Genomic DNA, 21,628 nt, shown 5'->3' with positions numbered 1-21,628 from the left:
AATTAACCCTATTTCTCCCGCACATCCTTGCATTGACGTAGATTGGGCCTATCGCCCAACATAGCGCGCTGGCGCGGCTAGATGCTTTGTTGGGTCATAGGCCTAATCTACAGGTTAGAAACAAGCCTCAAGGGCTGAAAGAGAGCTAATCGGGAAATTAACTAAATAAAAAAACACTCGCTAGTGCGGAAAAAGTGAAGCAATCCAAGTTTTATGCTTCGAGTTGCTATTTTATACAGAAAATGTCGGAGAAATGCAGCTTAAATGCTGGTTCCAAGCTCTGCCATAGCGGCTGTTAAGGAAAACCTGTTGCTGCTGGCAGTCAGGTTATGCCCCTACTGATTTAAATACCTATCTTTTAGACGCACATAATGCCGAGCAGAATAATCTAATTGCTCTAACTCGGTTGCTGTTAGTTTTCGTACCGCACGTGCGGGATTTCCAAGGTATAAATAGCCGCTTTCTAGAATTTTTCCTGGAGAAACCACACTCCCTGCTGCAACCATAACGTGATGTTGAATATGAACGGCATCTAAAATGAGAGCCCCCATCCCAATGAGGCAATAATCATCGATCGTACAACCATGCAATACTGCTTGATGTCCCACAGTAATCCCTTGACCTAAAATCAAAGGCTTACCTCCTGAAGTATAAGGACCATCATGAGTAACGTGGAGAATCGCACCATCTTGAATACTGCAGGCATTACCTATTTTTATGAAGTTTACATCCCCACGTAAAACCGCCATTGGCCAAATGGAAACATCATCTCCTAAAGTTACATCACCAATTACAGCGGCTTGTGAGTCTATATAGACTTTATTACCTAGGGTAGGGCTTTTGCCCTGGAAACTACGAATAGAATGATTCATCTTTATTACACCATAGTTACAAATTCTTCAGCACTTGTTGGGTGAATAGCAACTGTGTTATCAAAATCCTTTTTACATGCACCCATTTTTACTGCCACACCAAAACCCTGCAACATTTCATCTGCACCTAAGCCGATTACATGCAAACCAATTATTCGCTCTTCCTTGCCAAGGGTTACTAGTTTCATGACTGTTGGAATCTTATCATCACTTGAAGCATAGTACATGGAATTAAAACGTGTCTGATAGATTTTAATCTGTTCCTTACCATATTTTTTTATTGCTTGCTCTTCAGTTAGCCCTACTGTTCCAACAGGAGGGTGGCTAAATACCACAGATGAAATATAGTCATAATTTAAATGAGAATCCGGTTGCTCACCAAATAAGCGATCAGCCAGTCTGCGTCCGGCAGCTATAGCCACTGGAGTGAGAGCGGGTGCCTCAGTAACATCCCCAATCGCATAAATTCCTTGTGTACTGGTATTTTGGAATGCATCAACCAGCACTAATCCATGTTCATCAGTTTTAACTTCTACGGCATTTAAATTTAAAGTATGAGTTCTAGGCTTTCTACCTACTGCAGCAATGATCACATCCAAATCAGAAAGCAGGGCGCCGCTTTTGCAGGCTATGGCTTTTCTACCATCACTATGTAGAGTTACTTCACATGCTCTATGATTTTGATGTACATGGATCCCTTGTTGTTGCATAACTTCTAAAAGAGTATCACCTAAAACATGATCAAAACGACTGAGAGGTTTTTCTCCTCTCATAAGTAAATGAGTTTCAGAACCGAGACCATTTAATACCCCGGCCAGTTCAACTCCAATATAGCCACTTCCAATGATGGCTACTTTTTCAGGTTGTTTCGTTAATGAAAAAAAACCATCAGAATCAATTACATGCTTCATGCCTGTGAGCATGGGAATGACAGGCTCGCCACCAGTGGCAATAATGATATGATGTGCATGGTAAATTTGTTCGTTTACTTCCACTGAGTTTTTATCATGAAATGCGCCATAACCCTGAATGTGGGTAATTTTAAATTGTTCAAAACGTTTTGTATAACTTGCTCTTAGGCGATCAATATATGCGTTACGTTTGTTAACTAAATCATTCCAATCTAATTTAACTGCAACGGGATCAAAGCCATAATCCGGTGCTCGATGCATTGTTTCTGCCATCATAGAGGCATTAAACATCATTTTTTTAGGAACACAACCTAAATTAACGCAGGTTCCACCTAAATGGTTAGGTTCAACTACTGCTACTTTGGCTCCGTGCTTTGCTGCTCGCACCGCACTGGCAATACCACCACTACCGCCCCCAATAACGATTAGATCAAATTGATTGTTTTTCATGATTAAATTCTTTAAGAAATAAAATTATAGTAGCAGGAACTGAATTGCTTACCAACTGATAATTTATTAGATCTAAACGCTATCAATCGAAGAAGCTATTAATTGAAGCACAGAATCGACGTGTGCTTCGAAATTATGATCATTACTATCAATTTTGAATGTAGACAGTTCTTCATAGAGATGATTTCGTTGCTCATGGTGTTTTTATAGGAACTCTTCAAGTGTACCATCTAATAAAAATGGTTGTTGGTTTTGGGCTAGGCGAGTCATTTGGATTTGTCGATTAAGCTGTAAATAGATAACTTGCTCATCTGCATCGATATAGTTCCAACCGAGATTTTCGGAAATAGTTTTTGTTAATAAAATTTTGCCTGCTCCAGGATGGCCAACAATAAATCTTCGAGTATCTGAGTTCATCTTTTATCACCAGTATTTATCTGCATAATTGTATGCAGACAGTTCATTTTGTTAATCAATAGGTATAAATACTATGTGGGAGTACAAAAATTCCGGCTTCATTATGCGCATCAAACGATCCTTGTGTATAATTAATGTACGCACTGTGTTTTTGTTGGTATGGCCATGGGTAAAAGAAAGAGAAATCGATACAAAAGCCATCACGATAATCTTACTAGGGAAGAGATCAAAAAGGAAGAAGAGGTTAAATCTAAAGGTAACTATTTTCAACAAGGATGTGATTTTGTCGGTCAAAGTATCAAGGGGTATTTAACCAAAGAGAACTTAATAATCGCTGGAGGCGAAGCATTTAATTACCTTATGTTGACTATTGACCCCTATCAAAGTGAGATTAGTGATATTGCTGCTGAGGCAAAAAAAGTACTGCATGCAGGCTCAGCGTTTGAATCATTTGCTCAAGGCAACGGTATTAATGTCGAAAATATTCCTGGTTATCATGCTTGTAATACATATATTCTAAACTCTCAAATGGGATATAGTGAGGTCATCGACGATGGTTTAGGCCTCAATGTAATCCAAAATCATAATAAGCTCATCGGGCAAATGATTACCGCAGCCGCAATTAATGTAGCTTCTCAAGTTCCTACAATGATATCGACTCTAGGTCAAAGTGTTACATCGACTTTTCGGTTCTTTGGTTATGGGGTTGGTTATGTAAATAATGCTGCGGCAAAAGCAGATCAAGAAGCCCTTAATTCCTCAGAGCAAGTAAATCCCAAAATGCCTGAATATGGAGCCGAGGGCACGGAAAAATTTAAAGATTTTAAAGATAAATATAACTCACAGAAAAAAGACGAAGAAGAGCTTTTAAGTGATGTTGCTACGAAGCCTTCTTCATCCGGTTTTTAAGCGCTGGGATATGCAATTTTTTGAGTTAAATAAAACATACCCAGCGAATGCTAAGCCTGAACGCACACACGAAGGTTTTGCGAGCTAATGCTGAATTTCTTAGTTTACAGTAAAGATTTTTTTACAGTTGTTATCTGATACATTAGGGTTTTTTACCCCATAAAATGCCCCTTTATCCAAGTCCTCACAGACTTGGTCTGGACTTAATTGATCTAAGCATTCTGCCAATGTTTGATTTTGGCAATTAGGTAAAATAGGATCTAGGGTGCCCAGAGCATGATATTGTTCATTCTTCCATTCATGCAATGAACTCGTGTAGTAGGTGGTAAAGTCTTTGATTCGCAATTCTGGGGTTAAGCTAAATATTTTAAGTGCAGAGTAGTTATGGTGATTACGGCTGATACTTGGAGTGGCATAATCGTATAAATTCATTCCATTGTCTAATCGAATTCTGCGGAATTCTTCCATATGGGTGTGGGAGCTCAGCAAGGTAATTTGGCCATATAAGTTACTGTATTTGTTTAATATTTTTATAAAATCTTGTTCATATTGTTCATACCAAATAGGTTCTCCTAGGTAAGAGCGCCCTGGTGGTTCATGCATCGCAATAAGTAATTGTTTTGCACTGTGGCTTTTTAATTGTTCTTCTAGCCAGCCTAATTGCGTTTGTGCATCGGCGTCTTGGTTTTTGTATTTAGATAAAAATCCATGTCTTAACCAAGATATTTTAGTCCATTGGGTAGCATTTAAGGCGAATAGGATAACCTCTTTGTTATTAGGAATAACATAGCTGGAATAGTAGCCATCGTGATACATGTGGCTGTCATCAATTATTAAACCTTTACAATGAGCACAAGCCCCATCCCAATCAGTAGCATAGGTCAATGGAGAAATACCATTTTTTTCAAAAGGTTGATAGTTTCCTTGCAGAGAATCATTATTTCCTGGAATATAAAATATAGGTTTTTGAGCTACATCACTGCGATATAAGCTTTGAAAAACGGTTTTTTCATATTCTGCTTTCGCTGCGGTAAACAGCAGAGCATGAGCAGGAATATCACCTAAAAAAAGGATAAAATTTACCGTAGGACTTAATTCTTTTATTTTATTTTCGGTAAGTTTAAGCAGCTCGGGTCCGGCGTCTTGGCCATCGCCTAGGCTATTTTTAGCGCCATAATGGATATCGCTCACCGTTAAAAATTGTATTGGGGCTGCATATGTGAAGCTTAATAGGAAAAAGGTGAGGAGCACGCTACGGATTACAAAGCTCAATTTTTTCTCCAAAATAGATGTTAAGGGAGTTCAACTTCGCCCGGGCTTGGGTAGGTAGTCCGGGATCAAAGCTTGAGCTGGCGTTGATCCCGGATTGCGCCACGCTTCCATCCAGGCTAGGAAGTTATCCCTCAGTATTATACACTCAAGCAGCTCAAAAAGGCCATTTTTGTTCTATATGCATATTTTTTATGCGGATTCCTTAATCGTCCACACGCGCACTGCTTGGTTGTTCGTATCTTTAGATTGCACCCACAGTAATGCGGGTTTAGCCGCAGGATTAATGGCTAGGGTTTTAGAGGACAACATCACGGCAAAAGGATATTTTTGCACGACGGATTGCAGTGATGCCCATACCTTATTGGCATCTGATAGATTATCCGTTACCACCAATTCATCGCCACGGTAGATAATACTCACTGCTTGACCACGAAGCACAGTACGTATCGCTGACTCTAAGCGTCTCCATTTTGCCTGATGTGCTTTCTGCCGTTCTATTTGGTTCGGTTTTAATTGAAAATTAACGGGTTTATGGGCAGTCACAAGCTGGGGCGCGTGATTTATTACGGGGCTAAGTTTAAGAAAATAAGTACATAAAGCATCTAATACTGGGCGTCCAGGGCCTGATGATTTCCCTGGTTGTCTATTCACATACATGGCAAAAGCCAAGGTATGACCATTGGCAGTATATAAGTAACCAGATAGGCTATTTATTCCAGTCATCGTACCCGTTTTTGCTCGTACAAAACCTTGTTGTGTGGGAACACGGAATCGCTTTTGTAGGGTTCCATCACGCCCAGAAACAGGTAAAGCGGCAATGTACTCATAAGCAAGAGGGAAGCGTTGGTATAAAAACGTTAATAGCGAAATCGTTTGTTCAGGCGTTACCAAACTATAGCGGGATAGTCCTGAGCCATCTGTAAATATAGAACGACTAAAATCAATTCCAGTTTGTGTTTGTAAAAAGCTTTTGATAAGTGGTTCGGCCTCTTTCCAGTTCACCGGAGCACCATTGAGTTTGGCTGCAGCGTGTAAATATAAACTGTCAGCGTATAAATTATCGGATGGCTTGAGCGTGTCTGCCATCAACTCAGATAAGGCTTTTGATTGTTGGTTGGCAATTAATAACGCTCCTGCAGGTGTTTTACCTAATTGAACTTGGCCATTAAGTTGAATATTGGCTTGGGTTAAATTATTTTTAATCATTCCTTGGGCATAAGCTAGAGGATTTTTTATTGCCATTCGTTGCTGTACGGCCCATTGACCTACCCCTACACAGCCACGAGCAGTGAGGTGATTTTCTTGGTCTAATGAAAAGCCCACACCACACCCCTCTGCATTAGCCTTAGTGATGGCCTGATTGTTAATGCTGATGGCAGCACCGTTATCATTTGCTTCAACAATTGCCTGATCGCCTGCTTTGGCTCCAGGGTTTACCGTGACAGTTAATCGGTTCGCGTCAATCATCACCGGAGCGTTAGGGGCACCATAACTATAAGATAAATCAGTGCTCAGCCATCCTGGGGGATAGGCATCGACATTCGCTAGGTTGCTATCAATATAGACATTGCCTTGAATGGCGTGGATGTCCCAGTCTTTTAAAGCAGAAAGTAATTCTTTTAAATCATCACGTGAGAAGGAGGGATCGCCACTGAGCTTTAGGTAAATATCACCATGTAATACACCTTGCTGCACTTTTCCAGAACTGATGCTTAATTGATTGGTAAAATGATAATCTGGACCGAGCACCATCAATGCCGCTGCTTCAGAAAACAGTTTCATATTGCTGGCTGGGATGTAAAAACGGTCCGCATTGCGGCGATATAAGGTTTCCCCGGAGGTTAAATCAATAACGACTATGCCAAGATTGACATTAGGGTTTACTCGCTTAATTAATGCGTCTACGTCACTTTGTACACTGCCACTTTGAGAGCCTGACGATAACGCCAGCAAACACAAGCCAGTTAGCATCCGTTTTATCAATGTTGGTTCCTTTTTTTAGGATAATTGTTTTTATTAGGGTTAGAGGCTGCTTCTGGAAGCAGATCTTAATCATATCGTAAGCCCAGGCGCTCCAAAAGCCCTGCAAGCGTGTCATTGTTAAAAAATTTCACTTTAAGCCAGCCGCCATCGCCATTATCGTCGATTATTTCTACAGGGGCGCCTACTTGCTCTGCCAAAATAGTTTGTAAGCGCTCAATGTCACGATCTTTTTTGTTATTCTTCACCGGCGTTGAGTTTTTGCTCTTTTGTTCTTTCACAGCCTGTTCTAATTGACGAACAGACCATTGTTCCTGTACCGCCTGCTCAGCTAAATATTCTTGGTCCATTGGGTTTAAGCCAATCAAGGTGCGAGCATGTCCTAAGCTTAGGGCGCGATCGCGAAGATAATCTTTAACAAAAGGAGTTAGGCTTAATAAACGCAAGATATTAGCGATATGACTCCGTGATTTGCCCACCAATGTAGCAATTTCATCTTGATGGTAGTTAAATTCATCCATTAAACGACGATAGGCACCGGCTTCTTCAATGAGATTTAAATCTTCGCGTTGGATGTTTTCAACCAAGGTCAGTGCACAGGCTTGTTTGTCATTGTAATTGCCTATTAAGCAGGGAACTTGTTGCATTCCCGCTATTTTCGCGGCACGCCAACGTCGCTCGCCGGCAATAATTTCATAACGCTCTTTGGCTATAGAACGTACGATAAGTGGTTCGATTAAGCCTTGAGAAGCAATGGATTGTGCCAATTCTTTTAAGGCGTCGGGATTGAAGTCTTGTCGAGGTTGATATTGACCTGCTTGGATGTTTTCTATAGGTAAATAATGAAATTCACTGTGCATTTAATGCAACTGCATGAGTAATTTGTTCAATTGTTTCATATCTAGGTGCGTGGAGGCAAGTGTAGGACGAAACGAAGAGGTGAATACGGGGCTGAAACGCTAATAAGGATTGGGCCTAGTGCAAGCATCGTTTGCTGGGCTTTTGAGCCTAGCAAACGATATAAATTTAAAGCAATCCGTAAACAATCGCAGAAATTGCAATCACGCCCATAGTAATGGTGAACAGATTGCTGATTTTGTGGATGCGATATTTTTGCATTGCAGGTACTTTTGCAATAGCATACATCGGCATAATGAATAACAGTACCGCAATAACCGGCCCACCCAGGGTTTCAATAATTTTGAGTATATTCGGATTAATGGTGGCTGTGATCCAACAAGTAATAATCATAAATACTTCGATAATCAATTGCAGTTTATCTTTACTAATAGTCTTTCCAGACGATTTTAATGAGTTAACAATAATGCTGCTTAGGCCTTCTTTAGCCCCTAGGTAATGGCCCAAAAAAGACTTGGAAATAGCAATAAAAGCAATAATTGGAGCGATGCACGCGATTAATGGGGTTTTAAAATGATTCGCAAGATAAGACAAAATAGAAATATTTTGTTGTTTCGCTTGCATTAAATCTTGAGGAGATAGGCTAAATACACAGCTGAATACAAAAAACATGACCGAAAAAACCATCATTAAATGGCTGTATTTCATTATATCGGTACAACGTTCATCCGCTGCAGCACCATGGCGCTCTTTTTGGCTGACCGCAAAAGAAGAAATAATGGGTGAGTGATTAAAGGAAAATACCATGACGGGAATAACTAACCATAGGGTCATTAGGAGCCCATTCCCACCATTTGCATGTAAGGAATTACTGTGTTGCAAAATGGCATTATTCCAATTGGGAATTAAATATAAAGATAGGAATAGTAAAATAGTCGCGAAGGGGTAAACCATTAGTGACATTGATTTTACAATAAATTCTTGGCCAAAACGGATGATTGCCATTAGAGCAAGTATGAGAATAATTGCTAAAAGAGCTCGGGGTGGGGCGGAGACGTCCACTTGGTTAACCAGAAAACTCTCTACAGTATTCGTAATAGCGACGCTATACATTAACAAGATGGGGTAAATTGCAAAAAAATATAAGGCCGTTAGAATTCGGCCAGAAAACGTACCAAAGTGCTCTTCCACCACATCTGTAATGTTGTTTTGCGCGGAGGAGCCAGACAAAACAAATCGACATAAGGCTCGATGCGAAAAGTACGTCATCGGAAAAGCCAATATGGTCATGATAATTAAGGGTAAAATGCCATTTAAGCCAGCGTCAATAGGGAGGAAAAGAGTTCCTGCACCTACTGCAGTACCGTAAAGACTTAGCATCCAAACTGTATCTTGTTTTTCCCAAGGAGTAGAGCTTTGATTTGCTCCCGATATGGGTACTGTCACTGATTCATTTATCGCCATACATCTTACCTTAAAACGGGCTTGTATCACTGTTCCGAATACAAAGAGGTCCTAATTGTACATAATACTATCATTTTGTGTCTAATTCTTCAACAAAAATGATATTTTTATGCTGCATATTACTTTAATACTACAGATTGGTTAGCATTGTAAAGCGTTGGATACGAAGCCCGTCTTCACTGGAGTAAGACGGGCTTCGTATTTATTAATAGTCTAATTTCGTTCCATAGAGTCTGTCTCCAGCATCACCTAAACCTGGGATGATGTACCCTTTCTCATTCAATTGCTCGTCAATGGCAGCAGTGAAGATGGGAACGTCGGGGTGTTCGTCATGGAAGGTAGCTATGCCTTCGGGAGCGGCAAGTAGGCAGAGGAACTTAATGGATTTGGGTTCCCTCTCTTTAATTTCTTTAACTGCAGCGATTGCTGAGTTTCCAGTAGCAAGCATCGGATCTACAACAATTACATCACGATCGTGCATGTGCTCGGGTAATTTAATGTAATATTCAATAGCTTCTAAGGTTTTGGGATCACGATATAAGCCAATATGGCCGATGCGAGCAGTCGGGACAAGCTGTAACATACCATCAACTAGACCATTTCCCGCACGTAAAATAGAAACAAACACCATTTTTTTGCCTTTGAGGACTGGAGATCGCATTGTTGTCATCGGTGTTTCAATGTCGGCATATTCTATTTCCAGATCGCGAGTAATTTCATAGGCCAACAACATGCTTACTTCATGCATCAAGGTGCGAAACTTTACGCAGCTGGTTTCTTTTTGGCGCATAATCGTTAATTTGTGTTGAATTAACGGATGATTTACTACCACAACTTCTTGATTTTGCATGATAACTCCTAAAATACAGTACCATCACTTATAATTTGTAGTGGAGGGGTACCTTGATTACGTTTTTCCCTGGCAATACGCCGTCCTGCTTCCCAGGTACCTCCTTGCAAGATTTTTGCAAGTGGTAACTCTTGAGTACTTTTGTGTAGATTTTTTCTAATTAAGTCAGCAAGCTCATCTAATAAGGCTACGGTTAAGGCGCGCCATTCCACTACCAGTTCCGAACTGGGATCATGGGCTTGCTGTAAGGCATTCTGATCTTTAACTCGAAGCAAACCTGTGTCAATCAATAATCCCCCGTTGCGATATTCGGGTAAGCCGGTTAATGCTTCAAGCTGTGTCACCTTAATTCCAGCCTGCTCTAAGGGTTCCATAAGTGAGTATGTGAGCCATTGCGATAATTTATGAAAGGGGACATATTCCGAGCCTAAGGTTTGGCTTTTTAATGCACTATGCAGCCACACATCACCCAGGGCTACACCTTGATAACTAAGCCGTGCTGGCCATATCGTATTGAAAGCGCCTAGTACTGCTTGAAAAATTTGTGCAGCTTCCAGCTGGCCATGTGTTGCCATTGAACTGACATAGGTATAGAAATCACCCAAACGTCCAGCTTCACCAAAATATTCAGTATTTTCTTGTATCGCTTTTCCTAAGCGGTTTAATAAAGCGACTCTCCCTGAAACACCTTCAAGAGGATTGCTATTCGTGATTTGAAAACCATGTTGCAGATCCTGTTCACTAAATTCGATTAAGCGTTGAGCGTCTACCCTGAATAGTTCGTGGGGATGAGTGCTAAAGCCCCCACTTTGATAAATGTTTAGGCTTGCTAGAGCTAAGCCTTCTGAACGTGAAAATTCTTTTTCAGAGGCTCGCTCTTTATAACTCCATGAAGGACCGGCTCCAGCATCTAAAAACACACTGATAATTACCAATTCATAAAGAATCTTTCCTCGCTCTGCAGGACTGAGTGGACTGAGTTGTTCCTGCATTTTTTTGATGCGATCAATACCTCCTGCCTCAAAATGACGCCAGCGACTGTGATAGGGGATATCTAAATCGGGGTATTGTTCTTGAATTACTTCAGTAACAAATGAAGCAGTCGCAGCCATTTGTTCTGGCTGCAAGCTAAAATGATTAAGTTTGTTTTGTTTGGCAAGTTCCAAAATGGCATGAGCGCGATGGCGTATAGTACGTGGATCGCGAAGCATAGTTAATACGGGATCTTGTGTTTGTTGTTCCTTATTCATGAAGCTCACGTCCTTTGGTTTCAGCTAATTCATTAATGTCGACGATACGTTCTGGTGAATAATAGCCTGCAGCACGTTTTGCATTCATTTCTACTTGGGCATCAGGAGGAACTAGTTCATCAGGAATCGTGACTCGCTCAATGACCTCGATTCCCGATTTAATGAGGGCATCGTATTTCATATTGGACATCGAAACAAAACGGTGAATTTTGGTAATACCAAGCCAGTGGAGGACATCAGACATAAGCTCTTGAAAACGCATGTCTTGAACTCCAGCAACGCACTCAGTACGTTCAAAGTACTTAGCTGCCGTATCACCACCTTTTTGGCGTTTACGTGCGTTATATACTAGAAACTTAGTGACCTCCCCTAAGGCTCTACCTTCCTTGCGATTATAAACGATAAGCCCTGCTCCTCCTTTTTGGGCCGATTCAATGCAGAGCTCGATACCATGGGTTAAATAAGGTCTGCAGGTACAAATGTCTGACCCAAATACATCCGAACCATTACATTCATCGTGAATACGACAAGTTAATTCTATTTTAGGATCATGGATGGTCGTTACATCACCAAAGAAATACGCGGTAAGCCCTCCAATTGGCGGTAAAAAGACATCAAGGTCGGTACGAGTTACTAATTCTGGAAACATACCAGCGGTTTGTTCAAATAGGGTGCGGCGTAGGGTGGATTCTGAAACTTGAAAACGCTCAGCAATTCCTGGTAAATACCAAACCGGCTCGATTGCTGCTTTGGTCACGGTCACATCGCCTGATTCTTTTAATATTTTTCCATCTGGTTTGAGCCGTCCTTTTTGCATGGCAGTATGTAATTCGGGAATATTAATATGGGCTTTGGTTACTGCAATTGTGGGTCTAATGTCATAACCGGCCTGAATTTCCTCTGCAAACTCTGTGGCAACTATGTGTCCCCAGGGATCTAATGAAATAATTTTTTGTGGGTTATGCCATTGTGCATGTGGGCCAATAGAGACAGGTGGGGTTGTGTCGGTCAGGTCCGGAACGTGTTCTGGATCTAAAACACCAGCTGCCACAGCAAGTGCTCGATACACTGAATAAGAACCAGAATGCGTGCCCACTGCATTACGATTACGAATATTCGTTAAGGAGGCAATAATTGGCCCCCGCTCTTTAGCTGTGGGAGCACCCCATTTAATTTTTAGCGATGGAGCAGAGTGGACTGAAGGATGAGAAGATAGGACTATGTGTCCTTTGGATTTTTTTTTAAAATCGTCGTGCGTCATGGTGTTAATCCTTTAAATATAATCGCCTATTTATTAAAACTTATCATAGCAGAACCACTGCGGAGGTAAAGGGCTGATTTATTGAGTTTATTTTGTTCATGACGTAATATTATTGACACTTAAAATGTCCCATTTTTGCTTTTAAATCCTAAGGATCTTATTTACATGTATAGTAAACAACAAAACCCTTTTCGTTTTACTGGAGTCAAGAAGTACACGTTATTAACAAAAGACATTGAAACGATTTTCCAAAGCATTGAGCGTGGTGATGTGTCAGCGCTAGAGCCTTACACCATGCATTTAATTAGTTCTGCAAATACCGCGAGTATCAAAGATCCAAAATATAAGCTAACCATGGTTCAGTATGCGGCTATGGTGGGGCGGCTTAATATTTTACAGTGGTTTTTTAAACAAGGTATAGCAACGGAATCATCGTTTACAGAAAATGCATTTGATATCAATGGGCTTAAGGATCTAAATTCGATTTTGATTGCAGCCATACATGGCCATAAGAATATCCTAATATGGTTGCAGTCTTGTCTGGGATCCAAGGTTCTAGCTGCTCAGCGAACCACTGTAGAACAATTAGACATTGTTTTATTTGCAGCAATCTACGGACATTTGGAATTGTTCAAATGGTTAGTAGCACAAGACTATGATGTAAATGTTAGTGATTGCTGGGGTAATCCGCCTTTATTATGTGCGGCGAGAAATGGGCATGTTGTGCTGGTTAAATGGATGGTGGAGTTTCTCAAGGTACCTTTGGACGTTAAAAACATGCATGGAGATGGGACTATAAACCTTGCTGTAGCCAATGGGCAGCTGGAGCTACTGAATTATGTGTATGAGAAAAAGCCTACTTTTTTGAATGAGCGAAGCGCAACAGGCATTACACCTGCGATGTGTGCTGCAAGGTATAATACGTTAAATGTATTGCAATGGTTATGTGAAAAACAGGGACTCCTCCCCATTGCTAATCAGCGGGCTAAAGATGGGACAACGGTTTTTTCGGCAGCTCTGTCTTATGGTAGCTTGGATGTATTTCAATGGTTAGTGACTCAGGTGTATGGCAATGGTGAGTCTCCTGATTTATATGGTTTTTTACATTTTGCTGCTAGGAGAGGACAGTTAGAGATAGTGGAGTGGTTGATTACGGTTAAAAATCTTGTTCTTGATGAAAAAACGGTAATGAATGCCCACAAGAGCATGAATGGAGCGCTGCTTATGTGGTTGGGGCAATACCAGCAAAGCAAATTATCTCATTCTAATTCGCTTCCCTCGGCGGCAAAAATTGTTTCAGCTATTGATCTTGGCGATCTTGAGGCATTGAAAACAATGCATCTGCAGTATCCTTTAAACATGCTCGCAGAACAATACCACTTAAAACTTGTCCCATATGTGGCGACTAAAGGTCAGCTTGAAATTTTGCAGTGGCTAATTAATGACAATATATTTTCTGAATTTTCTCTTACCGAAGGAGAAAATGCGATTTTGCTTGCGATAAGTGGAGGTCATGTCAACATAGTTGAATGGGTTCATCAACAATTGGGACGACAGGTCATTACTGCTCAATATGCCAAGGACTATGATGGAGTTTTATTGGCGGCTTATTATGGGCATCTGCTGTTATTAAAATGGTTCTTTGAGCATAATTACTTTTTTGGTGTTCATGCGAAATCAGGCTTTTCTCCTCTATCAGCAGCCATAAAGGGGAATCACTATAAGGTCGTCGAGTGGTTACTTAATGAAGGCCCGAATGTATATGAGTTGGCAGGAGAGATCGGGGATGTTCGAAATCCTGTTTGGTTAGCAACTAGTTTAGGGCATTTAGATATCCTCCAATTACTGGATCGAAAAGGTTATAGCTTGAACTGTGTTAATGCGGATGGGGATACAGTGGTGCACCTTGCTGCAATGAATGGTTTTTCTCCGGTTGTTTTGTGGTTAGTGAATGAAAAGCAATTTTCCTTTAATGCGATAAAGAATAAGGTAGGTTATACCCCGGCGACTTGTGCTGTAATCATGGGTAGGAATCACTTGCTAAAAGAGCTGTGGAACGCCGGAAAACTAGGTATCTCTATTCCTGAGCAAGCTGATTCATACGACGCTGAGGAACGTTATTCTCAAAAGCATGTTATCGAGTTTATTGGGTTGCTGGATATGCTTTCTAAGGAGCAGCCTTATGGGAGCTATAATAAAAAATTACTTGAAAAAAAAGCAGGAGTGCCTTCTGAGCCTCTGTTTACCTTAGTAAGTTGTTTACATCATCATGATGCTAGCTTGTTAAACCAGGAAAATATTCAGCAATTAGGTGTTTTATCTGTAAATAATTTAAGGCGAATCAGCATGTTAGTAGATAATTTGCTAAAACATAATTTGCTTAATAATCTTTCCTTTACAAGCGCACTGCAACGAATTTTAGTCAAAGTACCTTCACCTGCTGAAACGAACATTTTTCAGGTAACAGGATCTGATGATCAGTTAAAAACAGAGACTACCTTAACCAATGGGCATCGTTTTTGGATGAGTAGAGACAATACGCTCTTTGCTAGGGGCGGGCAAGGGACAATTCGACAAGCTTATTCCTCCTCTCAGGATGTGGAGCCTGTTTATTGTATCAAGCAGATACAATCTGGTGTTGTATCTGATTTAAAAGAGGCTGCGCGACGAGAGGCTAAAAATCATGGGCTACTTTCAAGAACGGCTTTCTTTTTTTCTGATCGAGAAGTGGCTTTTGTTGTTTCTTCTTGGCAACCTGGGCAGGCATTAGGGAGATATTCCAGAGCGCAGCTTCTAAATTTGCCCTTTGACATGCGTTTAAAATGTATTATTACCGCATTGCGTGATCTGAATCAGTTGCATTCACGTTATCGAACTTATAATGATATTAAACCCCTGAATTTTATTCTTGATGTGCCGGGGCAAGCATTGAGATTAATTGATTTTGGTTCAGTGCTTAAGCATGGTTCTACTAAGAAGACGATGTATACTGAACTTTATCGAGATCCTGTACATAAAATAGGTTTTCCAAATGATACTTATGGCATGGGGCTCATTGTTGCTGTGCTCTTTCCTGAATTATTTGCCGAGAGTTTTATTTCAGACTCATCGCAGCTTCTCGTTAATCCCAATTCGGCTTCTCCTAAGCACAAGGCGATTATCAAATTGGTACAGGCTTTAACAGATAAGGATATTGAGAAACGATGTACCATTGCGGATGCTCTAAGTTACAGTGAATCGTTGATAGAGAAATTGCCATCGCTTGATGAGGAAAGTTTAGATGCCATGGCGCAATTGACGATTTCTCGTACTACTATTAGGGTTGAGGATGTATTACGTGATGCACGTCTTAGCAGGAAGTGATTATTCTTCCTGCTGTTTTGTGTAAGAGTTAACTTGCTATTTTGTTCTCTTGCATGATGTAATTTGATTTTCAGTCGTGATTTGTGGATTGCGGCTTGATGAACTTCAAGGATCATTTAATGTCCAAACCCGATCGTCGAATAGTATCTCCCTTTTTAATTTTTGTTGTGTTATTGCTCATGGTCTTAATGCAAACAACCACCGATCAATACGTACCATCGTTACCTGCGATTACCAAAATTTTTAATAGCAGTGAAGCTGCAATTCAAATGACCTTGTCGTTATTTATGCTGGGATTAGGAATTTCGCATGTATTTTATGGGCCTTTATCCGATAAAATTGGTCGCAAACCACCACTAATGTTTGGAATTGGTTTAAGTATTTTTGGGAGTTTATGCTGTTTTCTTGCTACTTCGGTTTGGATGTTGATTCTTGGACGTTTTTTACAGGGGTTTGGAATTGGGTGTTGTAGTTCTGTAGGTCGCTCCTTAGTCCGTGATTTATTTACCGGAAAAACCTTGGCAAAAATTGGCTCTTATGTCGGAATTGTTAGTGTTTTTATTATCGTTGCTTCACCTATCTTAGGTGGGTACATTCAGGAGCAATTTGGATGGCGTGCTAATTTTTTATTTTTATTGTGCTTTGGATTGGTGATTTGGGTGCTCGCGTTCTGTGCCTTGCCTGAAACGAATAAAAATCTTAACCCTGATGCGACTAAGTTTAAGGTAATGCGAGCAAATTATTTTATTTTATTACACTCTAAAGTATTCCTAGGTTATACCCTCTGCTCTTGTTTTGCTTGTGCAGGCATTGTTTCCTACCTGATTATTGCACCTTTTTTCTTTCAGGATGTTTTAGGATATACACCTATGGAATTTGGTCAATTAACGATTTTTATTGCTGCAGCTATTGGTTTTAGTGGCATTATTAATAGCCAGCTAGTGATGCGTAAGGGTATCTCTTATATGGTCTTTATAGGAGTATTACTTATGGCGCTTGGCGGGGCTTGTCTTATGGGCTTAGCCTTACTCGGTGTCACTACGATGTGGAGCATTATCCTTCCCGTTGCCATATTTTGTATGGGAGCGGGGTTCACTTTTATTAATGCATTTGCCGGGGCGTTTCATCCTTTTCCGCACATGGCGGGCACTGTAGCTGCATTGTATTCCAGCCTGCAAGATTTAACTGCTGCATTAACGAGTGGCATTATTGCCGCGGTTAAAGGCTATGGGCAGTGGTCATTGGCCGTAATCTTGTTGATCTTGGGGCTAGGTTCGATTGCAAGCTGGGTTCTCGCTTCCCGTGAAAATAAATGACTTAGCCTTGAGGTAATGTGACACCATGGTTCATGTTGTCACTTATATTAGGATCTATGCTTATTTTTTAGACAAAATACTGTTAAAATTAGCCTCCATTTTTAGGAGAGGCTCATGCTATCAAAAGCGCAGTTGCTGCAATTTATTGATGAATGCCAAAAGTTACCACTTATTCTCTCACCCGCGTTAACTGAAAAAGAAATATATTGGATGAGATTAGAAACTACCGTTGGCTTTGATTTTTTTAAGAATTTGGCTAAGCAATTCAATTTTGAAACAGAGCTGGAGGATGTCAATGAGCTCATTAGAAGGTATTTAACTGAGCGAGGAGCCTCCCTAGGTGAGAAAAGCAGTATTGCCTATTTGAATCATCCTTTTTTACCTATAAATCAGCTTTGTCTTAAAGTTGCGGAGGCAATTGCACATCCTGATGAATCAATTTGGACGATTTTAATGCCATCCGTTGATAAATTATGCCGACCCTTGATGTTTTCATTTAAAGAAGATACCGAGGATGATGGACATTTTCCTCTTGAGTATTATGCTTTAGATCAAACTCAGACTAAATTAATTCCAATAGCAGAAATTTTTAATAGCGCTGAGGCGAATACTAATGCGCTGTTTCCAGATTTTCAGGAAAATTCAACGATGCTTCGCTACAAACTAGGTGGACGCGATTTTTTGACCCTAGAACAAATAGGCGGCGAAGCTACCCTTAGATACATGCGGGCGCTAAGGCAAAGCCATAACCGGCAATTTGATGATCAGAGTATTGGTTTTGCTATTAGAAAATTGGTCCAGGACTTGAAAAGAGGGGCTGTGGGGGATGCTGGCACAGAGTTTGTTGCTGATAATGAGGTGCTCGCAGCCCCCATCCATAGTTTTTATGCTTTATGGAGATCATTACCTGAAAATATTAAGGCACAAGTAGCTCCCTTGACATTGCAGCATTATGGTTATGCCAATGTTTCTCTAGAATGCTATTTTTTAACCCTCTTTGCACGATGTTTGGGATGTGCGCTCACTGAGGAAGAATCACAGCGACAACACGAAGCAGATATTTTGCCTTGCGCACAGCAGATTTCAGAGTCACTTGATGAGTATTTAACGCAGCATAAGCAATTATATGCGATCAAGATTAATGGCCAGGATACTGAAGTACAAGCGCTTCCTGACTTAAAGAGATTACGCGATGAAGCCCTAGGCGCTTTAAAAATACGTGGCCAACATCTGGGGCAAGATGACAGTGATTTGTGGAGTCATGTGGCCGTATTATTGACGTTTTCAGGTTATTCAACACTGACGATTGCGCAAATAATAGCACCAGAAGTACAGCATATGGACGATTTGCTGCCGTTAATACTTATAAGTCCCAAATTATTTGCAGCAGTAGTGGGCTGTATCCATCCAAGATTAGGGTTGCTCGAGTTTGATGTGCAACACATACATGAAGTATTACGCTATTTTTCCGCAGAAAATCAACAAATTATTATCCAGGCTCGATCGGAGGAGCTCAAAAAATTTATTTGTGAAAATCCGGAATATTATTTTGTGATTTACAAAGTCTTGAGACCAACAATTCAGGCTAGTTTTGATCAATCTTACTTAAATTGCCTGAGTGATGAAATACAATCGGGTAAGCAATGTGTGTTTCTATTGAGCAAGTTAAATCCGAATCAGCTTGCTAGTATGTTGACCTATTTGCAACCGAGACTCTCTGGGATATTTAAGGATTTTGATTTTGCACAGTTTCTTATATATCGAGCAGAAGGACATCACCAACTGATGATTGATGCTCTTTTTGAACTATTGAACCAATGGTTTAACCCCAATACCTATTTAAGATGGGAGCAATCTTGGGATAGAGCGAGCAAAACTTATTTTCTTAATCGGTACTTCGAGGAAAGAAAGGTCGGCACTTCCTTTAGTGCGCTGCTAAAATTTTTGCAACAATGGGAAGGCAAATGTTTAATACATGAGAGCATCTTAGAATATTGTAAGGCACCGCTAAAAATATGGGTAAGCGATAGTGAACATTTATCTATATTTCTTCACCATTTAGAGTATCCAAGTAAAATCTTAGGTGAGTTCGCTCATTTAATTAATCACAAAGAACTATTTTGTCATTGGCTTAAATTTCTTCCTATTACTTCTAGGCTGCAAGCTATTTCTGCAGTTAATTTCTCCACATTTATTCATTCATTTGCTGTGCTCCAAGAGATAACTCCTAATTTAAACAAAGAAGAGTGCTCAGTTGTACTTAAGCAATTAGTGGGCCATTCATGTCTAAGTGATTCCAATGAATTAGTGGAGTTGAGAAGTACAAAAACTTCATATTTTATTGGGGCATTGGAGAATTATGCTTCTCAATGTAGTGACCAAGGTCGCTTGGAGGTTGCAAATAATTTATTAAAGAAACTTCATAATCCAAAGACGCCATTAGCTGAACTTATAGAGCGGTTTCAACAAGCAAGGAAAAAAATCGATACTGAATACAGCACTGGTCCTTTCTTATTCTTCTCATCTTCTGTAAATAGTCGTTTGCATACAATATTGAAGCGAGCTGAGCAAGAGTTACAAGAACTCCTTGATCTTTCGATGATATTTGACCCCGTTGGTGCAATTGAACAGTTAAAAAAATGGGAATTTCCGGAAAGAATTAGTTTATTTATTGAACGACTGAAGCGCCATCGTGTGGAGCATGAATTTACCTCGAAATGGGTAGATGATTTGATTGAGCAACTTAGCAGTGATCCCGAGAGAGCTTCGGATGAGCTCGTAAAGTTACTAGAGAGCGTCCAGGAACGTATAGTGTCGAGAACAAAAACTATTGGATTAATATCTAGTTTTGTGGAGTCCAGCGCAAAAAATGATAGTCTCTATCTCTTATTGAATCAATTCATAAAAGAAATTAAAGAGTCTTCTTCTCTAAATATGGATGAGGCAAAACAGAACAACATATAGCGTTGCTGTTTGGCTTCATTGCGCTCCCCATCAACTTGCCTCCATGCAAAAGGAAATAAGTATGGGGGCTTGCTTATCCTGCTTAAGGATTAATACAGCGATAAACATACAGTCCATGCTCTTTATGTTTGAAGGCATAGGTACGTGTCGGTATTCTTTGGCAGTGGGCAAAATGTTGGGCTAAACAGGCACTACGATCATAAATATCAATATACAGTGCCTCTTTTAACGTTTTGTCGCTAATTTGCTTATTAATCGCGGTACTCCATTCCGCATATTGATTTTGTTGTGTATCACAACCTAAAGTATAAACCGCAGGGTTATTATTAAGGAAAAATAGCATGCGGGCAGCAAACCAGCCCGAAGTAAAAACTGGGCTGGTCAGTTGAGGATAATCTTCATTAAATTGCTTGATTAAATGATATGGGATCAGTTTTTTCGCTTTAACGATAGGATAAGTATGCGTATTATCGATGATGATAAAAAAGCTTATTAGTGCATAGACTCCAACTAACAGGCTGGCTAATTTACGATAGGAAAAGATCTCAAAACAATATCCTAGCAATAAGGCGCTGCTGATTAGATAAGGGGCTAGCCAATATTCTCGAATTTCTGCTTTACTTGCTGTGTATAAATAAAAGCAAAGAAAGGTAATACTCACGATCCGGCATAATTTTACGATTAACTCTTTCTTCGCATTCAATTTTCTTGTGCTCCACAAAAATGGAGCGAGAAGCATCACATTTAAACAGGGAAGAAATTGTGTGACGAAGGTTTTGCCTGCATTAACGAAGGGATTAATTTCTGTATTAAGTTGATGAGTGCTCAGTTGATAAATGAACGAGAGCCATTGGTTTTGATAATTCCAAATCAGAACGGGGCTAAAAATAGCGATGGAGAGCAATAAAGCCAAATAAAAGTGTTTGTTTTTAAAAATCGAACGATATGGGGTGGAAATCAAGAAAATGAGTAGGGCGAGAATTAAGACGATGCCTGAATATTTTGAAAGCATCATTAAGCCTGCGCTAGCTCCAATAAGATAAAGCTCTTTATTCTCATTTGTTTTTAAGAATTTTACGGTGCAATAAAGGGTAAGGGCCCAAAATAAGGTTAGTGGGGTGTCATAGGTTGTTTGTTTTAATATATCTAGGGTGACCAGGGGGGAAAATAGCCAGGATAGTGTGGCAATGTAACTGGCTTCCTTCGATAAGAAAAAACGTGCTGTTTTATAGATAATCCAACTGGTTAGTGCTGTAGTTACTATGCCTATGAGGCTCAATGCAAAGAGAGTATGGCCAAAAATCAACGTGGCTAGTTTGATAAGATAGGCGATCATCGGGGAGCCGTCGTAATAAGACAAGGCGAGATGACGGCTCCATTCCCAATAATAGTAGGTATCAAATGATAATAAATTGATAGGAGCAAGTCCTAATAGCACCACGAAGTAGAGCGCAAGAAGAAGATAGGTACCACGTGCATAGGTCATAGAAT

At 40.2% G+C, this 21,628-nt stretch carries 15 protein-coding genes; 4 read left to right on the top strand and 11 right to left on the bottom strand.

The window, feature by feature from the left end; translation table 11 throughout:
• Window positions 1-335: 335 nt before the first annotated feature.
• The 3 genes from E1P08_RS05385 to E1P08_RS05375 form a co-directional block, all read right to left on the bottom strand.
• Window positions 336-872 carry a gamma carbonic anhydrase family protein gene (locus tag E1P08_RS05385; RefSeq protein ID WP_133135957.1) on the bottom strand — a complete coding sequence of 179 codons (537 nt, stop codon included), beginning with the start codon at window positions 870-872 and terminating at the stop codon, window positions 336-338.
• Window positions 873-877: 5 nt separating this feature from the next.
• Window positions 878-2,233: a glutathione-disulfide reductase gene (gene gorA / locus E1P08_RS05380; protein WP_133135956.1), complete on the bottom strand. Its 1,356-nt coding sequence runs from the start codon at window positions 2,231-2,233 to the stop codon at window positions 878-880.
• Between the two features lie 204 nt (window positions 2,234-2,437).
• Window positions 2,438-2,650 (bottom strand): P-loop NTPase family protein, encoded by a 213-nt coding sequence (locus tag E1P08_RS05375; protein WP_133135955.1) that lies wholly within the window; start codon window positions 2,648-2,650, stop codon window positions 2,438-2,440.
• 165 nt (window positions 2,651-2,815) lie between these two features.
• On the opposite strand from E1P08_RS05375, the gene E1P08_RS05370 reads away from it, so the two are divergent.
• Entirely contained in the window at window positions 2,816-3,559 is a 744-nt protein-coding gene (locus E1P08_RS05370) for a hypothetical protein (protein WP_133135954.1), read from the top strand.
• Window positions 3,560-3,658: 99 nt separating this feature from the next.
• Here E1P08_RS05370 and E1P08_RS05365 read toward each other — a convergent pair whose 3' ends face one another.
• The 7 genes from E1P08_RS05365 to E1P08_RS05335 form a co-directional block, all read right to left on the bottom strand.
• Window positions 3,659-4,831 carry a metallophosphoesterase gene (locus tag E1P08_RS05365; RefSeq protein WP_133135953.1) on the bottom strand — a complete coding sequence of 391 codons (1,173 nt, stop codon included), beginning with the start codon at window positions 4,829-4,831 and terminating at the stop codon, window positions 3,659-3,661.
• Window positions 4,832-5,020: 189 nt separating this feature from the next.
• Window positions 5,021-6,811 (bottom strand): D-alanyl-D-alanine carboxypeptidase/D-alanyl-D-alanine endopeptidase, encoded by a 1,791-nt coding sequence (gene dacB, locus E1P08_RS05360; protein WP_133136010.1) that lies wholly within the window; start codon window positions 6,809-6,811, stop codon window positions 5,021-5,023.
• 68 nt (window positions 6,812-6,879) lie between these two features.
• Complete coding sequence (locus tag E1P08_RS05355) at window positions 6,880-7,671, bottom strand: ParB/RepB/Spo0J family partition protein (RefSeq protein ID WP_133135952.1); 792 nt, start codon at window positions 7,669-7,671, stop codon at window positions 6,880-6,882.
• Between the two features lie 166 nt (window positions 7,672-7,837).
• Complete coding sequence (locus tag E1P08_RS05350) at window positions 7,838-9,133, bottom strand: serine/threonine transporter (RefSeq protein ID WP_133135951.1); 1,296 nt, start codon at window positions 9,131-9,133, stop codon at window positions 7,838-7,840.
• A 205-nt stretch (window positions 9,134-9,338) separates the two neighbouring features.
• Window positions 9,339-9,983, bottom strand: coding sequence for a uracil phosphoribosyltransferase (upp, locus tag E1P08_RS05345; protein ID WP_133135950.1), 645 nt, complete (start codon window positions 9,981-9,983; stop codon window positions 9,339-9,341).
• Window positions 9,984-9,991: 8 nt separating this feature from the next.
• A complete protein-coding gene (locus E1P08_RS05340; protein WP_133135949.1) occupies window positions 9,992-11,233 on the bottom strand; it encodes a URC4/urg3 family protein in 1,242 nt (413 codons plus the stop codon).
• On the bottom strand, window positions 11,226-12,494 hold the full coding sequence (locus E1P08_RS05335; protein WP_133135948.1) for a GTP cyclohydrolase II: 1,269 nt from the start codon (window positions 12,492-12,494) through the stop codon (window positions 11,226-11,228). Before E1P08_RS05335 ends, E1P08_RS05340 begins: the two co-directional genes overlap by 8 nt.
• Before the next feature lie 165 nt (window positions 12,495-12,659).
• Between E1P08_RS05335 and E1P08_RS05330 the strand changes: the two genes are divergently transcribed.
• The 3 genes from E1P08_RS05330 (at window position 12,660) to E1P08_RS05320 (ending at window position 20,137) form a co-directional block, all read left to right on the top strand.
• Window positions 12,660-15,857: an ankyrin repeat domain-containing protein gene (locus tag E1P08_RS05330; RefSeq protein WP_133135947.1), complete on the top strand. Its 3,198-nt coding sequence runs from the start codon at window positions 12,660-12,662 to the stop codon at window positions 15,855-15,857.
• Window positions 15,858-15,976: 119 nt separating this feature from the next.
• Complete coding sequence (locus E1P08_RS05325; protein ID WP_133135946.1) at window positions 15,977-17,173, top strand: multidrug effflux MFS transporter; 1,197 nt, start codon at window positions 15,977-15,979, stop codon at window positions 17,171-17,173.
• Window positions 17,174-17,287: 114 nt separating this feature from the next.
• Window positions 17,288-20,137 (top strand): hypothetical protein, encoded by a 2,850-nt coding sequence (locus E1P08_RS05320; RefSeq protein ID WP_133135945.1) that lies wholly within the window; start codon window positions 17,288-17,290, stop codon window positions 20,135-20,137.
• An 82-nt stretch (window positions 20,138-20,219) separates the two neighbouring features.
• On the opposite strand, the gene E1P08_RS05315 is transcribed toward E1P08_RS05320, so the two are convergent.
• Window positions 20,220-21,623, bottom strand: a complete 1,404-nt coding sequence (locus tag E1P08_RS05315) for a glycosyltransferase family 39 protein (protein WP_133135944.1) — start codon at window positions 21,621-21,623, stop codon at window positions 20,220-20,222.
• Between the last annotated feature and the right edge of the window lie 5 nt (window positions 21,624-21,628).

Origin of the sequence: Legionella rowbothamii, assembly GCF_900639985.1 — a bacterium.
Taxonomy (GTDB): domain Bacteria; phylum Pseudomonadota; class Gammaproteobacteria; order Legionellales; family Legionellaceae; genus Legionella; species Legionella rowbothamii.
Note: the sequence above shows the minus strand (reverse complement) of the source record. Positions and strands in the feature narration are given on the sequence as shown.

Bases quoted from the DNA above. Each gene is read 5' to 3' on its own strand.
- E1P08_RS05315 (WP_133135944.1), bottom strand. From the start codon at position 21,623: ATGACCTATGCACGTGGTACCTATCTTCTTCTTGCGCTCTACTTCGTG.
- E1P08_RS05335 (WP_133135948.1), bottom strand. From the start codon at position 12,494: ATGACGCACGACGATTTTAAAAAAAAATCCAAAGGACACATAGTCCTA.
- E1P08_RS05325 (WP_133135946.1), top strand. From the start codon at position 15,977: ATGTCCAAACCCGATCGTCGAATAGTATCTCCCTTTTTAATTTTTGTT.
- E1P08_RS05385 (WP_133135957.1), bottom strand. From the start codon at position 872: ATGAATCATTCTATTCGTAGTTTCCAGGGCAAAAGCCCTACCCTAGGT.
- E1P08_RS05340 (WP_133135949.1), bottom strand. From the start codon at position 11,233: ATGAATAAGGAACAACAAACACAAGATCCCGTATTAACTATGCTTCGC.
- upp (WP_133135950.1), bottom strand. From the start codon at position 9,983: ATGCAAAATCAAGAAGTTGTGGTAGTAAATCATCCGTTAATTCAACAC.
- gorA (WP_133135956.1), bottom strand. From the start codon at position 2,233: ATGAAAAACAATCAATTTGATCTAATCGTTATTGGGGGCGGTAGTGGT.
- E1P08_RS05370 (WP_133135954.1), top strand. From the start codon at position 2,816: ATGGGTAAAAGAAAGAGAAATCGATACAAAAGCCATCACGATAATCTT.
- E1P08_RS05375 (WP_133135955.1), bottom strand. From the start codon at position 2,650: ATGAACTCAGATACTCGAAGATTTATTGTTGGCCATCCTGGAGCAGGC.
- E1P08_RS05320 (WP_133135945.1), top strand. From the start codon at position 17,288: ATGCTATCAAAAGCGCAGTTGCTGCAATTTATTGATGAATGCCAAAAG.
- E1P08_RS05350 (WP_133135951.1), bottom strand. From the start codon at position 9,133: ATGGCGATAAATGAATCAGTGACAGTACCCATATCGGGAGCAAATCAA.
- E1P08_RS05330 (WP_133135947.1), top strand. From the start codon at position 12,660: ATGTATAGTAAACAACAAAACCCTTTTCGTTTTACTGGAGTCAAGAAG.
- E1P08_RS05355 (WP_133135952.1), bottom strand. From the start codon at position 7,671: ATGCACAGTGAATTTCATTATTTACCTATAGAAAACATCCAAGCAGGT.